General features: G+C 70.0%; 12 protein-coding genes. 6 read left to right on the plus strand and 6 right to left on the minus strand.

The annotated features are described in order from the left end of the window. Positions 1–82 precede the first annotated feature (82 nt). The 4 genes from pip to MQC88_RS05415 form a co-directional block, all read right to left on the minus strand. The gene (pip, locus tag MQC88_RS05400) at positions 83–1,024 is read right to left on the minus strand and encodes a prolyl aminopeptidase (protein WP_243319717.1); all 942 of its coding nucleotides are present in this window, start codon (positions 1,022–1,024) and stop codon (positions 83–85) included. Between the two features lie 221 nt (positions 1,025–1,245). Next, positions 1,246–2,085, minus strand: a complete 840-nt coding sequence (gene prmC, locus MQC88_RS05405) for a peptide chain release factor N(5)-glutamine methyltransferase (RefSeq protein WP_243319720.1) — start codon at positions 2,083–2,085, stop codon at positions 1,246–1,248. Positions 2,086–2,199: 114 nt separating this feature from the next. Continuing rightward, positions 2,200–4,896: a M1 family metallopeptidase gene (locus MQC88_RS05410; RefSeq protein ID WP_243319722.1), complete on the minus strand. Its 2,697-nt coding sequence runs from the start codon at positions 4,894–4,896 to the stop codon at positions 2,200–2,202. A 187-nt stretch (positions 4,897–5,083) separates the two neighbouring features. Next, the gene (locus tag MQC88_RS05415) at positions 5,084–5,281 is read right to left on the minus strand and encodes a hypothetical protein (RefSeq protein WP_243319724.1); all 198 of its coding nucleotides are present in this window, start codon (positions 5,279–5,281) and stop codon (positions 5,084–5,086) included. 186 nt (positions 5,282–5,467) lie between these two features. Here MQC88_RS05415 and MQC88_RS05420 point away from each other — a divergent pair, with 186 nt between their 5' ends. Further along, a complete protein-coding gene (locus tag MQC88_RS05420; RefSeq protein ID WP_243320299.1) occupies positions 5,468–9,952 on the plus strand; it encodes a DEAD/DEAH box helicase in 4,485 nt (1,494 codons plus the stop codon). A 205-nt stretch (positions 9,953–10,157) separates the two neighbouring features. Here MQC88_RS05420 and ahpD read toward each other — a convergent pair whose 3' ends face one another. Together ahpD and MQC88_RS05430 are read right to left on the minus strand one after the other, a co-directional pair. Continuing rightward, a complete protein-coding gene (gene ahpD, locus MQC88_RS05425) occupies positions 10,158–10,691 on the minus strand; it encodes an alkylhydroperoxidase, AhpD family (protein WP_243319725.1) in 534 nt (177 codons plus the stop codon). 117 nt (positions 10,692–10,808) lie between these two features. Next, complete coding sequence (locus tag MQC88_RS05430; RefSeq protein WP_243319727.1) at positions 10,809–11,345, minus strand: peroxiredoxin; 537 nt, start codon at positions 11,343–11,345, stop codon at positions 10,809–10,811. A 137-nt stretch (positions 11,346–11,482) separates the two neighbouring features. Here MQC88_RS05430 and MQC88_RS05435 point away from each other — a divergent pair, with 137 nt between their 5' ends. The 5 genes from MQC88_RS05435 (at position 11,483) to MQC88_RS05455 (ending at position 15,574) form a co-directional block, all read left to right on the plus strand. After that, positions 11,483–12,448 (plus strand): LysR substrate-binding domain-containing protein, encoded by a 966-nt coding sequence (locus MQC88_RS05435; protein ID WP_243319729.1) that lies wholly within the window; start codon positions 11,483–11,485, stop codon positions 12,446–12,448. 72 nt (positions 12,449–12,520) lie between these two features. Then, positions 12,521–12,937, plus strand: coding sequence for a nucleoside diphosphate kinase regulator (gene rnk, locus MQC88_RS05440; protein WP_243319731.1), 417 nt, complete (start codon positions 12,521–12,523; stop codon positions 12,935–12,937). Between the two features lie 158 nt (positions 12,938–13,095). Then, the gene (locus MQC88_RS05445) at positions 13,096–13,512 is read left to right on the plus strand and encodes a rubrerythrin family protein (RefSeq protein ID WP_243319732.1); all 417 of its coding nucleotides are present in this window, start codon (positions 13,096–13,098) and stop codon (positions 13,510–13,512) included. A gap of 100 nt (positions 13,513–13,612) precedes the next feature. After that, complete coding sequence (locus tag MQC88_RS05450) at positions 13,613–14,968, plus strand: heterodisulfide reductase-related iron-sulfur binding cluster (protein WP_243319734.1); 1,356 nt, start codon at positions 13,613–13,615, stop codon at positions 14,966–14,968. 24 nt (positions 14,969–14,992) lie between these two features. Continuing rightward, the gene (locus tag MQC88_RS05455; RefSeq protein ID WP_243319736.1) at positions 14,993–15,574 is read left to right on the plus strand and encodes a DUF3501 family protein; all 582 of its coding nucleotides are present in this window, start codon (positions 14,993–14,995) and stop codon (positions 15,572–15,574) included. Positions 15,575–15,596: the final 22 nt, after the last annotated feature.

Below are 15,596 nucleotides of genomic sequence, written 5' to 3' on the forward strand. Positions count from 1 at the left end.
CCAAAGGGCCTCAGGCCGGCATGGCGCCGGACCCAGGCTAGCTCGCCTGCCGACGGCAGGCGGCGGGTGGCAGCGGCGGCCGTCAGGCGAACCGGTCGGTGGCTTCGACCAGGGCGTGGACGTGCTCTTCCTCGAACGCGGAGTGGCCGGAGCCCGGGTTGATCACCAGTTCCGATTTCGGCCAGGCCTTGTGCAGGTCCCAGGCGTTCTGGATCGGGCAGACCACGTCGTAGCGGCCGTGCACGATCACGCCGGGGATGTCGGCGATCGCGTGCGCGTCGCGCAGCAACTGGTCCTCGACCTCGAAGAAGCCGCCATTGACGAAGTAATGGTTCTCGATCCGCGCGAACGCCAGCGCGAACGCGGCATCCTCGTGGCCGCTGACGAAATCGCTGTCCACGTGCAGGAAGCTGGTCGCCCCTTCCCACACGCTCCACGCGCGCGCGGCGGCCAGGCGGGTGGCTTCGCTGTCGGAGGTCAGGCGGCGGTGGAAGGCACTGATCAGGTCGGCGCGCTCGACTTCCGGGATCGCGGCGAGGTAGTGCTCCCATGCGTCGGGGAACAGGCGCGACGCGCCTTCCTGGTAGAACCATTCCAGCTCCCAGCGCCGCAGCATGAAGATCCCGCGCAGCACCAGCTCGGTGACGCGCCTGGGATGCTTTTCGGCGTACGCCAGCGCCAGGGTCGAGCCCCAGCTGCCGCCGAACACCTGCCAGCGGTCGATGCGCAGCTTCTCGCGCAGCTTTTCGATGTCGGCGACCAGGTCCCAGGTGGTGTTGTCGACCAGGTCGGCGTGCGGCAGCGAGCGCCCGCTTCCGCGCTGGTCGAACAGCACGATGCGGTACTTCGCCGGGTCGTGGAAACGCCGCATCTTGGCGCTGCATCCGGCGCCGGGACCGCCGTGCAGCAGCACCACCGGCTTGCCGTCGGGGTTGCCGCACTGCTCGTAGTAGAGCTTGTGGCGCGCGTCGACCTCGAGGGTGCCGCTGTCGTACGGTTCGATCTCGGGATAGAGCGTGCGCATGGGAGCTTCCGTGGTGCGATGGCGACAGTGTAACGGGCCGTCGCGGCTGCCTGGAACGCCGGCACTGCCGGCTGCTCCGGCAGGAGCGGCTTGCAGCCGCGAGCTCCTGCCCTTGCCGCGGCCCACCAGGAGCGACGCCAGTCGCGACCCATTGCCCTGGTGATCGCGTCTTGCGCCGTTCTTGCGGGACGGAGTGAGAAGCTCGCGGCCGCAAGCCGCTCCTACAAGGGCGCGACGCCGGCGGGGATGCGGCCGAGCGTGACGCGGTCGCGGGCCTCGAGGTCGCGCTCGGTACTGACTTCGATGAAGCCTGCCTGCTGCAGCAGCGCGCGCACGGCAGTGCCCTGCTCCCAGCCGTGTTCGAGCAACAGCCAGCCGCCGGGAACCAGGCGTGCCGGCGCGTCACGGACGATCGCGCGGATCGCATCGAGCCCGTCATCGCCGGACGCCAGCGCGGCGTCCGGTTCGAAGCGCAGGTCGCCCTCGCCCAGGTGCGGATCCCCCGCGGCGATATACGGCGGATTGGCCGCGATCAGGTCGAAGCAGTCCCCAGCCAGCGGCGCGCACCAGTCGCCCTCGCGGGACTCGATGTTGGCGATGGCAAGCTCTGCAGCATTGCCGCGCGCAACCGCGAGCGCGGCGCTGCTCGCATCGGTGGCAACGACGCATGCGTGCGGGCGCTCGTGTGCCAGCGCCAGTGCGACCGCCCCGCTGCCGGTGCCGAGGTCGGCAACGCGCAGCGCGCGCTCCGGCGGCAGCCGTGCCAGCGCCAGTTCCACCAGGCGTTCGGTTTCCGGACGCGGGATCAGGGTATCGGGCGTGACCGCGAGCTCGAAGCGCCAGAAGCCGCGGCGACCGGTGAGGTAAGCGACCGGTTCGCCGGCTTCGCGGCGCGCGAGCAGCATCGCGAACGCGTCGGCGACCGCGCCATCGAGCTCGTCGTCGCCATGCGCGTACAGCCAGGAGCGCGGGCGCGCGGCGACATGCGCGAGCAGCACTGCCGCATCCGTGGCATCGATGCGAGTGGAGGCATCGCGGAGCAGGCGAGCGACTCGGGGCATGGCGACATGGTAGCCGCGCGCGCGGCCTCGGCGAAAAAAGATCGCCGGCGCTGGGCCGGCGATCCGTGCTGCGTTGCTGGCGGGTCGCGAATCGCGTCGCTCCCGCACGGGCTGTCAGTGCTTCGGGAACTCGACCGGCTGGCCCTTGCGCGCCTGCACCTGCGCGGCGCACATGCGGATCGCCTCGGCCGTCTGCTTCAGTTCGCGCGGGCCGCCTTCGACGTCTTCCATGCGCTTGCCGAACTTGTCCTGCAACTCGGCCGCCTCGGCCTCGCTGCACATGCCGGCCGAGTACAGGTTGACCACGGCGGCACCGGCGGGCGCGAGCTTGGCTTCGATCTGCTTGAAGTGGGCGTCGGTCCACTCGCGCAGCGCCGGGCGCGTGGCCTTGTCGCCGGCCTGGCCGCCGATCGCGGAGAAGATCTCGTTGCGGCGCAACAGCCCGTCCTCGAATACCAGCGCCCGCATCCGCTCGTTGGCCGCGGCGTCCTTGGTGCCGCCCATCGCGCCGAGCAGCTGGCTGCGCAGCACTGCGTCCTGGCTGGCGCGGAAATGCTTCTCGGCGGCATCGAACGCCGCCTTGCCGCCTTCCTGCAGCGCGACGTCGAGCGCAATGCCGCGCAGGTCCTGCGGAGCGGCATCCAGGTCGAGCTTTCCAGTGGCAGGCTTGCCGCCGGCGTCGAGGCCGAGGACCGCGCGCCCCTGCTTGTCCAGGGCGTCGCGCACGGCCTTGTCCTTCAGCGTCTCGGCGAAGAAGCCGACCAGGCTGCTGCGCAGCAGGCCGTCGTCGTCCGGTTCGCCGGCCTTGGGCGCCATGCCCAGCTGCTGCAGGCGCGGGCGGTAGATGTCGGCGACGCGGGCATGGAAGGCGTCGCGCGCGGCGTCGTCGGCGAGCAGGTGTTCGGCCATCCATTCGGTGTTGTACATGCCGGCGGTGACGGTCTGGCGCACCGGCGCCGAGGCGAACTGCGGCAACGCGGCCAGCAGTTGCGACGGGGTCAGGTTGCCGGCGCCGTACGCGGCGGTGACCGAGTCGGCGTAGACGCGCTGCTCGCGCTCGTCGAGCTGGGCGAAGGCGCCGGACAGGGCTTCCTGCCACTTCGGCGCCAATGCAAAGCGGTAGTAACCGGTGCCATGCGCATTGGGCATGACCCACGCCGGGCAGCCGCTCGCCTGGTCCAGTTCCATCCGTCCCTGCTTGCCGGTGAACATCATCTTCTGCGTGCGCACGTTGCCGCCGTCGCCGTAGCGCACGGTCAACGGGATGCCCCAGGTCATGTCCGCACTTGCGGTCGAACCGATCGGCAGGTAGCGCTGCTGCTCCAGCAGCAGCGCGGGCTTCGCGCCGCTGCAGTCCAGGTCGACCTTGACGAAGGGAACCCCGGGCTGGTCGATGAAGCTGAAGAACGCCTGGCTGACCGCGGCCGGATCGTCGCTCTGCGCGGCGAGGGCGGCGATCAGGTCGGCGCTGGTGGCGTTGCCGCGCGCGTGTTCCTTGAGGTAGTTGCGGATCCCGGTGCGGAACGGCTCCGGCCCGATGTATTGCTCGAACATGTTGAGCGTGGCGCCACCCTTCTGGTAGGTGATGCCATCGAACGCGGATTGCACGTCGGTGAAGTCCTTGATCGGCTCGTGCACGCGACGGGTGCTGGCGAGGCTGTCGGCGCCCATCGCGCCGATCGCGCCTTCCAGCAGGCCACGGTCGGTGTGCGCCTGCGGCTGCAGCTGGCCGTGGATCTTGTTGCCCATCCAGGTGGCGAAGCCTTCGTTGAGCCAGATGTCGTCCCACCAGCGGGTGGTGACCAGGTCGCCGAACCACTGGTGCGCGAGCTCGTGCGCGCTGACCCCCCAGAACGCCTGGCGGCGCCCGACCGCGGAGTTCTCGTCGGGGAACATCAGGCTGTCGCGATACACGATCAGGCCCGCGTTCTCCATCGCCCCGGCCCAGAAATCGGGCGCGGCGAGGTTGTCGAGCTTGCCGAACGGATACGGGATGCCGAAGTAGTCCTCTAGCGCGCGCACGATCTCGGGCGTGTGCTCGAGCGAATACGCCATCTTGCCGCCCTGGCCGCTGGCGGCGACGCCGCGCAGCTTGATCGGGGTGGTGCGCTCGCCGTTGGGCGCGATGTCGGGGCCGTCGACCACGTCCCACGGACCGACCGCGAACGCGACCAGGTAGCTCGGCAGCGCTTCGGTCTTCTCGAACACGACCTTCTTCATCGGCCCGTCGAGGTCGGTGGTGGCGGTCTCGGCGCCGTTGGCGACGGCGACGTCGGCGTCGGGCACCACCAGGGTCATGCGCCAGGGCTGCTTGAAGCTCGGCTCGTCGAAGCCCGGGAACGCGGTGCGCGCGCCCAGCGGCTCCATCTGGGTCATTACGTAGTCGCGGCCGTCCGGCTTGACCTTGTAGGCGCCCTGCAACTCGCCGAAGGGGGCGTCGTAGTCGATCGCGATCACGCCCTTGCCGGCGGCGATCTGCCTGGGCGCGGTCAGCTTCAGCACCCCCGAGACATCGACCTGCTGCGCACTGAGCGTCTGGTTGTCGCCGTTGGACGGCATGTACACGGCGCGGGTGATGTTCAACCCTTTACCGTGCATCCAGATGGTGTCGGTGGCACTGGCAACGTCGACGCTGAGGTCGACATGGCCGGAGAACCGGTCCCGGGTCGGGTCGATCGTCAACTGCAGGGCAACCTCGCTCGGCACCACGGTGCGCGGCAGCGGGCCGGTGGGAATGGAACTGCCGGCGGCCGACGCGAGGCCGGTAGCGGCCAGCAGGGCGGTGGCAAGCACGGTGCGGCGCAGGATCATCTGGATCGTCTCCCCATGGAATCAGGGGAGACTAGCGCGAGCCGGCCGCCGACCGACCCTGACAAAAGTACCGGTCCACCGGATCCGTGTCGGCGGCCGGGATCCGGGATCGCCACGCCTGTAAGGATCCGCGGGCGGCGTACCGGCGCGCGCGCGCGGGCGTCAGGCGTGCGCGCGCCGCGGGACGTCAGCCCTTGGCGACGGTGGCCTGCAAGGCGCTCGCCAGGGCGGCATCGCCGTTGACGAGATCCTGCCAGGCCAGTTCGACGCCGTTGCGGCGCCCCTTCTCCACCAGCTTCAGGCCGCTGGGATCGATGGTCAGGGTGTAGGCGCGGTCGCCGATCGGGATCTCGCGGCGCAGGGGCTTGTCGAGTGCGGTGGTCATGCCGGCTCCGGTCGTTGGAATCGCCCAACAGGATGGCCAATGCGCGTAAGGATGAGGTGAACGCACCGAGGGTCCCGGATCGCGGATCCTGCGACGCCGCCGGCCCATGCTGCGGCTATGAACGGACAGATCGGGCTGCACCTGTGCATTCACCCGGAGGCCGCGGTCGCGCACGATAATGGCGCGATGCCGTCGCGAACGCCGCCAATGCAGGATTTCCACCCCGCCGTGGCGGCGTGGTTCGAGCGCACGTTCGCTTCTCCTACCCAGGCCCAGGCACAGGCCTGGCCTGCGATCCGCCGCGGCCGCAACACGCTGGTGGCGGCGCCGACCGGATCGGGCAAGACCCTGACCGCGTTCCTGTCGGCGATCGATGCGCTGGTGCGCGAAGGCCTGGCGCACGGCCTGGCCGACGCCACCCAGGTGGTCTACGTGTCGCCGCTGAAGGCGCTGTCCAACGACATCCACCTCAACCTCGAGGCGCCGCTGGCGGGCATCCGCGAGGAACTCGCGCGCCTGGGCCTGCCCGACGTCGGCATCCGCACCGCGGTGCGCACCGGCGACACGCCGCAGTCCGAACGCGCAGCGCTGCGACGGACGCCGCCGCACATCCTGGTCACCACGCCCGAATCGCTGTACGTGCTGCTGGGTTCGGATTCCGGGCGGACGATGCTGGCCAGCGTGCGCACGGTGATCGTCGACGAGATCCACGCGGTGGCCGCCAGCAAGCGCGGCAGCCACCTGGCGCTGACGCTGGAGCGGCTCGAGGCGTTGTGCGGCAGGCGCCTGGCACGCATCGGGCTGTCGGCGACGCAGAAGCCGATCGCGGAAGTCGCGCGTTTCCTGGTCGGCGCCGCGGCCGTGGCAGCGGATGGAACGCCGGATTGCGCGATCGTCGACATCGGTTACGACCGCCCGCGCGACCTCGCGCTGGAACTGCCGCCGGTGCCGTTGCAGGCGGTGATGTCCAACGAGCAGTGGGAGCTGGTGTACGCGCGCCTGGCAGAGCTGGTCGCGGCCCACAGCACCACGCTGGTGTTCGTCAACACCCGGCGCATGGCCGAGCGCGCCGCGCGGCACCTGGCCGAGCAGCTGGGCAAGGAACACGTCGCCGCGCACCACGGCAGCCTGGCCAAGGAGTTGCGGCTGGACGCCGAGCAGCGGCTCAAGCGCGGCGAGCTCAAGGTGCTGGTGGCGACCGCGTCGCTGGAACTGGGCATCGACATCGGCGACGTCGACCTGGTATGCCAGCTCGGCTCGCCGCGCGCGATCGCGGCGTTCCTGCAACGGGTGGGCCGCTCCGGGCACTTCGTCGGCGGCGTTCCGAAGGGTCGCCTGTTCCCGTCCTCGCGCGACGACCTGGTCGAATGCGCGGCCCTCCTCGACTGCGTGCGCCGCGGCGAGCTCGATGCGCTGGTCATGCCGCAGGCGCCGCTGGACGTGCTGGCGCAGCAGGTCGTGGCGGAGGTCGCCTCCACGGAGTGGAGCGAGGACGCGCTGTACGACTGGCTGCGCCGTGCCTGGCCGTACCGCGACCTGCAGCGCGCGGATTTCGACGCCGTGGTGCGGATGCTGGCAGAAGGCTACGCGACCCGCCGCGGCCAGCGCGGCAGCTACCTGCATCGCGACGCCGTGCACGGCCGCCTGCGTGGCCGCGCGGGCGGGCGCATGACCGCGGTGATGTCCGGCGGCACCATCCCCGACACCGGCGACTACGCCGTGGTCCTGGAGCCGCAGGCGATCACGATCGGCAATGTCAACGAGGATTTCGCGATCGAGTCGATCGCCGGCGACATCTTCCAGCTCGGCAACGCCAGCTACCGGATCCTGCGGGTCGAAACCGGGCGCGTGCGGGTCGAGGACGCGCAGGGGCTGCCGCCGTCGATCCCGTTCTGGCTGGGCGAGGCGCCGGGTCGCAGCGACGAACTTTCGTTCGGCGTGTCGCGCCTGCGCGAGGAGATCGCCGCCCGCCTCGGCCACGGCGAAGATGCGGTGGTGGCCTGGCTGTCGGGCGAGGTCGGCATCGGCGATGCGGCCGCGCGCCAGCTGGTCGACTACTGCGGCCGCCAGCTGGCCGAGGCCGGCGCCATGCCGACGCAAGGGCGGATCGTGCTGGAACGCTTCTTCGACGAATCCGGCGGCACCCAGCTGGTGATCCATTCGCCGTTCGGCAGCCGCATCAACCGCGCATGGGGCCTGGCGCTGCGCAAGCGCTTCTGCCGCAAGTTCAACTTCGAGCTGCAGGCCGCCGCCACCGAGAACGCGATCGTCCTGTCGCTGTCGACCAGCCACAGCTTCCCGCTGATCGAAGTCGCCGGCTACCTGCATTCGGCGTCCGCCGAGCACGTGCTGGTGCAGGCACTGCTGGACGCACCGCTGTTCGGCGCGCGCTGGCGCTGGAACGCGACCACCGCGCTCGCCCTGCCCCGCTTCGTCGGCGGCAAGAAAGTCGCGCCGCAACTGCAGCGGATGAAGTCCGAGGACCTGCTGGCGTCGGTCTTCCCGGACCAGGTCGCATGCCTGGAAAACATCGTCGGCGAGCGCGAGATACCCGACCACCCGCTGGTCGCGCAGACGCTCGACGACTGCCTGCACGAGGCGATGGACAGCGAGGGTTGGCTGGCGCTGCTGCGCAGGCTGGAGTCGGGGGAGGTCGAGGTCGTCGCCCGCGACCTGACCGCGCCGTCGCCATTCGCCGCCGAGGCGCTGAACGCGCGCCCCTACGCCTTCCTCGACGACGCCCCGCTGGAGGAACGCCGCACCCAGGCGGTGATGTCGCGCCGTTACGTCGATGCCGGCGATGCCGGCGACCTCGCCCGGCTCGATCCCGACGCCATCGCGCAGGTGCGCGAACAGGCCTGGCCGCAGGTCCGCACCGCCGACGAGATGCATGACGCGCTGATGGGCCTGGGCTGCGTCACCGCGCGCGAGGCGTTGAGCAATGCCGGCTGGGCGGAACTGCTGCAACGGCTGGCGAAGGAACACCGCGCCGCCCGCATCGACGTCGGCGCCAGCCTGTGGTGCGCGGCCGAACGGCTGCCGCAGTTGCAGGCGCTGTATCCGGGCGCGACGCCTGCGCCCGCGATCCAGGCACCGGCCGAATTCGCGCAACAGCCGTGGGCCCGCGAAACCGCGCTGGTCGAACTGCTGCGCGCGCGCCTGGGCGGCCTCGGGCCGGTCGCGTCCGGCGCACTGGCCGACACGCTGGCATTGCCGCAACTGGACGTGGACATGGCGCTGGTGCAACTGGAAGGCGAAGGCTACGCGATGCGCGGCCGCTTCACTCCCGGCACCCAGGCCGAGGAATGGTGCGAACGCAACCTGCTGGCGCGCATCCACCGCTACACCATCGGCCGCCTGCGCAAGGAGATCGAACCGGTCGAGCCGCGCGATTTCATGCGCTTCCTGTTCGACTGGCAACGCGTGTCGCGGGCCACCCGCGTCAGCGGTCCGGAGGCGCTCGCCGGCGTGCTGGCGCAGCTGGAGGGCTACGAGGCGCCCGCAAGCACATGGGAAAGCGAACTGCTGCCGGCGCGCGTGTCCGACTACTCGCTGTCCTGGCTCGACGACCTGTGCACGGCCGGCCGCATCGCCTGGACGCGGCTGCGCGGCATTCCCGCGCAGGCCGAGGGCAGCGGCGCGCGCAATGCACCGGTGCGCGCCACCCCGATCGCCCTGCTGCCGCGGCGGCAGCTGCCGCTGTGGACGCAGGCCACGGCGGGGCAGCACGACGATGAGCCGCCGCTGTCCACGCGCGCGGAAAAGGTTGCCGGCTACCTGCGCGACCACGGCGCCTCGTTCTTCGACGAACTGGTGGCGGGCGCGCACCTGCTGCGGACCGAACTGGAGGACGCGCTGGCCGAACTGGTCGCGCGCGGCCACGTGCATTGCGACAGTTTCGCCGGCCTGCGTGCGCTGCTGGTGCCGCAGTCGAAGCGGCCGTCGGCGTTCAACCGCCGTGGCCGTCGCGCGGCGCTGTTCGGGATCGAGGACGCGGGGCGCTGGACGCTGGTGCGGCCCGCATCGGGCCGTCCTTCCGGCAAAGGCGGGACCTCGGCGGCTTGCGTCGTTGACGCTGTCGCCGGTGGAAATGCAAGGCCACCGGATCCTCGCGTTCGCGGCGGTGACGTGCAGAAGCCTTCGCCCGAGGCGATCGAACACATCGCCCGCACCCTGCTGCGTCGCTATGGCGTGGTCTGTTGGCGCCTGCTCGAGCGCGAGGCCGCCTGGTTGCCGTCGTGGCGCGAACTGCTGCGCGTGTACCACCGGATGGAAGCACGCGGCGAGATCCGCGGCGGCCGCTTCATCGCCGGCCTCTCGGGCGAGCAGTTCGCCCTCCCCGAGGCCGTGGGCGCGCTGCGCGCGGTGCGCAGGCGGGCGCCCGACGGCGCGTTGCTGGCGTTGTCCGCCTCCGATCCGCTCAACCTGGCGGGCACCGTGCTGCCCGGCGGCAAGGTGTCCCGGCTGCCCGGTGCGCGCGTGCTGTATCGCGACGGCATCGTGCTGGCGACGCTGGTTGCAGGCAACGTGGAGATCCTGGCGCCGTTGTCGCCCGACGACGAACGCAGCGTACGCAGCACGTTGCTGCGCGAACCGCATGCACACGCGGCCGATCCGGCGCCGGCCCGGGAAATCCCCGTGCAGGAGCGGCTTACAGCCGCGAGCTCTTAAGCCTCGCTGCACCGTCGCAGGAGCGACGTACGGTGCCATCACCATCCCGAAGGATTGCGTCTTACATCGCTCCCGCGGCAATCAGGGGCGAATGGCTCGCGGCTGTAAGCCGCTCCTACATCCGCGGTGTATGACGGCACAGTTGTGCGGCCCGGAAGCCGCAATCCACGTCCGCGCCGCGGATTCGTTGCTTTCCCTGCTCGCCTTACGCCTGCGCCTGCTCCAGGGTGACGGCCACCGCGTGCACCACCGCGGCGATCTTCAGCGCGCTCTGCACGCCCTGCGCGCCGATGTCGTGCTGGCGCAGGGTGCGCTCGTGCGAGTCCATGCACGCACCGCAGCCATTGATCGCAGACACCGCCAGCGACGCCAGCTCGAAGGTCATCTTGTCGATGCCCGGCTTGGCCATGACGTTCATGCGCAGGCCCGCGCGCAGTTGCCCGTACTCGTCGTTGTGGATCAGGTGGGTGGCGCGGTAGTAGATGTTGTTCATCGCCATGATCGCGGCCGCGGCGCGGGCGCCATCGATTTCCTCGGCCGACAGCTGTTCGGCGGCGAAGTTTTCGATCGCCGACACCAGCGGCGCGTGGCGCGCGGCGATCGCGCAGGCCAGGGCGACCGCGCGCAACTGCTTGCCGTCCAGGCCTGCGGCGCCGGCTTCGCTGAGCACGCTGTCGAGGTTCAGCTTGAGGTCCTTGGCGTAATCGGGAAGCGCATTGCGCAGTTCGGGAAGGTTCATCGCATTTCTCCAGGTTCAGTCAGAACAAAGGCGGCCGTAGCCGCCTTTGCACCCGCGCGACCGGGGAGGGAGCGCCGAGGGGGAGCGGCGTGTCGCGCGGGAAGGGGGTTGGCGCGCTTACGCGGCCTTGAGCACTTCGTCGCCCTGCTTCCAGTTGCACGGGCACAGTTCGTCGGTCTGCAGCGCATCGAGCACCCGCAGCACTTCGGCCGGGTTGCGGCCGACCGAACCGTCGGTCACGTAGACGAAGCGGATGATGCCTTCCGGGTCGACCAGGAAGGTCGCGCGCTGCGCCACGCCCTCGTCGGTGAGGATGCCCAGCGCCGAGACCAGGTCCTTCTTGATGTCGGCCAGCATCGGGAACGGCAGGTCGTGCAGGTCCTTGTGGTCCTTGCGCCATGCCAGGTGCACGAACTCGCTATCGGTGCTGGCGGCCAGCACCTGGCAATCACGGTCCAGGAACTGCTGGTTGACGTCGCCGAAGCCCTTGATCTCGGTCGGGCAGACGAACGTGAAGTCCTTCGGATAGAAGAACACGCAGGTCCACTTGCCGTCATAGGTGGCGTTGTCGATGTCGACGAAGGCCGTGTCGAGGTTGGTCGACACCGTGGCCTTGAGCTTGAACTGGGGGAACTTGTCGCCGATGGTCAGCATGGAAGGACTCTCCTGGTGGGGTGGAAGATGGGCTCGTCCGGGCCGGTCACGGCGCGGCGATGCAACTATTGTCGGGCCGAGGTATCAATCTATCAAGTCAATTGTTTTTATACATACAATAGGTATAGACTATTGCAATGAACCTGCGCGACCTCCGCTACCTCGTCGCCCTCGCCGACCACAGGCACTTCGGCCGGGCCTCGTCCGCCTGCTTCGTCAGCCAGCCGACGCTTTCGACCCAGATCCGCAAGCTCGAGGCCGAGCTCGGGGTGACCCTGGTCGAGCGTGCGCCCCGCAAGGTGATGCTGACGCCGGCCGGGCGCGATATCGCCGAGCGCGCGCGCCGCATCGTCGGCGAGGTCGAGGAGATGAAGGAGGCCGCGCGCCGCAGCCAGGACCCGGAGGCGGGCAGCGTCCGCCTGGGCCTGTTCCCGACCCTGGGGCCGTACCTGCTGCCGCACGCGGTACCGCGGATCCGCGAACGCTTCCCGCGCCTGGAGCTGCTGCTGGTCGAGGAAAAAAGCCCCGAGATCCTGTCTCGGCTGCACGAAGGCAAGCTCGACGCCGGCCTGCTGGCGCTGCCCGTGCACGACGAGCAGCTGCACGCCGAATTCCTGTTCGAGGAACCGTTCCTGCTGGCGGTGCCGGAAAGCCACGCACTGGCGCGCCAGGACACCCTGGCGATCAAGGACCTGGCCCACCAGCGCTTGCTGCTGCTGGAGGACGGCCACTGCCTGCGCGACCAGGCGCTGGACGTCTGCCACCTTGCCGGCGCCAGCGAGAAGTCGGAGTTCCAGGCCACCAGCCTGGAGACCCTGCGGCAGATGGTCGCGGCCAACGTCGGCGCCACCCTGCTGCCGACCCTTGCGGTGAAACCCCCGGTGGCGCATTCGCGCAACATCCACCTGCTGTCCTTCAGCGACTCCTCGCCGAGCCGGCGGATCGCCATGGTGTGGCGCAGGAGTTCGGCGATGGCCGGGTTCCTGCAGGAACTGGCGCAGGTGTTCCGGGATTTGCCACCGGAGCTGTTCACGCCTACCGCCGATTACGCCGGCAGCACCCGCGGCGCCCTGGTGGTTGATCGCGCGGCCGGCGCGGGCTAACTTGTCGCCAACACGATGAATTGCGGGCGGGGCGCGCGACGCTCCGCCCGCCTTGCTTTGGAGAAGGCACCGATGTCCACTGATCCCTCGCCCCCGCTGCTCGTCTCGCGCCTGGATTGCGAGCGCATCGAGGCGCTGCTCGAGCAGCCCGGCAATGCCGGCGCGGGCCTGGATCGCCTGCGCGATGAGCTTGCGCGCGCCGAACTGCGCGAGCCGCGCGACATGCCACGCGACGTGATCACCATGAACTCGACCGCGCGCTTCCGTGAAGACGCCAGCGGCAGCGAGCGCGAAATCACCCTGGTCTATCCGCGCGACGTCGACGGCAGTAGCGACCGCGTCTCGATCCTGGCCCCGGTCGGCAGCGCCCTGCTGGGCCTGCGCGTCGGCCAGGGGATCGAGTGGCCGGTGCCGGGCGGGCGCACGATCCGCCTGCAGGTGCTCGAGGTGCGCTACCAGCCCGAGGCCGCGGGCGAATACCACCGCTGAGTCGTGAGCCCCCGGCGGCGCCGATGACGCGCCGCAGCATTCAGCCGCACTATCGAAGCCATCGCAACAATCGATTTCATATTGCTTCGCCGGGGCGTTAGCCTCGTGCTGCCCCGGACTGCCCGGGCCCAGCACCGCAACCGCAACGAGGTGACGCCATGTCGTTGAAAGGCACCCGTACCGAAGAGAACCTGAAGGCCGCGTTCGCCGGCGAGTCGCAGGCCAATCGCCGCTACCTGTATTTCGCCGCCAAGGCCGACGTCGAGGGCTACAACGACGTCGCCGCGGTGTTCCGCTCCACCGCCGAGGGCGAGACCGGGCATGCGCACGGCCACCTGGAATACCTGGAGCAGACCGGCGATCCCGCCACCGGGCTGCCGTTCGGCCCGACGGGCGACAACCTCAAGTCCGCGATCGCCGGTGAGACCCACGAATACACCGACATGTACCCGGGCATGGCCAAGGCCGCGCGCGACGAGGGCTTCGACGAGATCGCCGACTGGTTCGAGACCCTGGCCAAGGCCGAGCGCTCGCACGCCAACCGCTTCACCAAGGCGTTGAACGAACTGGCGTGAGCGACGCCGCGATGCGCCAGCCGCATCGCAGCCCACGAGCCGTCCCTCGCCATGCGGTGCACGGCGAGGGGCACCTGCAACCGCGCATCGCGGAGGGGCGATGAACGAGGCTGGCAGCAACGATCGCGGCACGCCGCGCGAAGGCAACCTGGAAGCGCCGACGCGGCATCCGCTGGACTGGACCAGCGGCGAATTCTGGAACCACGCCGGGCTCGATGCCGAGCTCGAGCGCGTGTTCGAGATCTGCCACGGCTGCCGCCGTTGCGTCAGCCTGTGCCATGCCTTCCCCACGCTCTTCGACCTGGTCGACGAGTCGACGACGATGGAAGTCGACGGCGTCGACAGGGCCGACTACGGCAAGGTCGTCGAACAGTGCTACCTGTGCGACCTGTGCTACCAGACCAAGTGCCCGTACGTGCCTCCGCACCCGTGGAACGTGGATTTCCCGCACCTGATGCTGCGCGCCAAGGCCGTGCACTATCGCGAGCACGGCGCACCGCTGGGCGCGAAAGTGCTGGCCAGCACTACTGCGGTCGGCAGGCTGGCCTCGATCCCGGTGGTGGTGGAGGCAGTCAACTGGGGCAACCGCCAGCCGGCGCTGCGCAAGGCCATGGAAGGCACGCTCGGCGTGCACCGCGATGCGCAGGTGCCGGAGTACCACGCCGATACCGCCAAGCGCCGCCTGCGCGCGGACGACAGCGGGCAGGCGGCGATCGCCGCCGGCCCGACCACCGGCAAGGTCGCGATCTTCAGCACCTGCTACGGCAACCACAACCGCCCGCAGATGGTGGAGGACCTCGCCGCGGTGCTGCGCCACAACGGCATCGCCGTGAAGCTGGTCCGGCGCGAGCAGTGTTGCGGCATGCCGCGGCTGGAACTCGGCGACCTCGATACCGTCGCCCGCTACAAGGAGCGCAACCTGCCGTTGCTGCTGGACGCGGTCGAAGGCGGCTGGGACCTGATGGCGCCGATCCCGTCGTGCGTGCTGATGTTCAAGCAGGAGCTGCCGTTGATGTTCCCGCAAGACACCGGCGTGCAGCGCGTCAAGCGCGCGTTCTTCGACCCGTTCGACTACCTGATGCACCGCCATCGCGCCGGTTTGCTGAAGGTCGATTTCGCGCAGCCGCTGGGGACCGTCGCGCTGCATGCGCCGTGCCACCAACGCGTGCAGAACATCGGCCCGCGCACGAAACAGATCCTGGAACTGGTGCCCGGGACCACGGTCACGGCGATCGAGCGCTGCTCCGGCCATGACGGTACCTATGGCGTCAAGAAGGCGACCTATGAGCGCGCGCGCCGGATCGCCAGGCCGGTCGAGGCTCGCGTCGCCCAGGCTGGCGCCGCGCATTTCGCCAGTGACTGCCCGATGGCGGCCACGCACATCGCCCATGGCCTGGACAACGGCACCGACCCCGGCCATCCCCTGTCGCTGCTGCGACGCGCGTACGGCATCTGACCCCGCAGACCCGGAAAACCCCGCATGCAAAAGCTCACCCGCGCCGACCTGCTGTCGCTGGAACGCTATGCCGCCGAGCGCGTGCAGTTCCGCGCCCGCGCCATCGCCCACAAGCGCGCGCGCACGCTGCACCTGGGCGAACACGCGACGCTGCTGTTCGAGGACCGGCTGACGGTGCAGTACCAGGTGCAGGAGATGCTGCGGGTGGAACGCATCTTCGAGGCCGCGGGCATCGACGGCGAACTCGCGGCCTACAACCCGCTGATCCCCGATGGCGGCAACCTCAAGGCGACCGTGCTGTTCGAATACACCGACGAAGCCGCGCGCCGGCGGGCCCTGGCGACGCTTGGCGGCATCGAGCACCGGTTCTTCGCGGGAGTCGAGGGCTTCCCGCCGATCCCCGCGCACGCCGACGAGGACCTGGACCGCAGCACCGACGCGAAGACCTCGGCGGTGCATTTCCTGCGCTTCGAGTTCGCGCCCGACGAGGTCGCGGGCCTGCGCGGCGGCGCCGGCCTGTCGTTCGGCATCGACGATCCGCGCATGCCGCTGCGCGCGACGGTCGGCGAACCCCTGCGCAGCGCGCTGCTCGCGGACTTCGACTGACGCCGCCCCGGCCGCGCGGCGG

The sequence above is a fragment of the Cognatiluteimonas sedimenti genome (assembly GCF_022808325.1).
GTDB classification, from domain to species: Bacteria; Pseudomonadota; Gammaproteobacteria; order Xanthomonadales; family Xanthomonadaceae; genus Cognatiluteimonas; species Cognatiluteimonas sedimenti.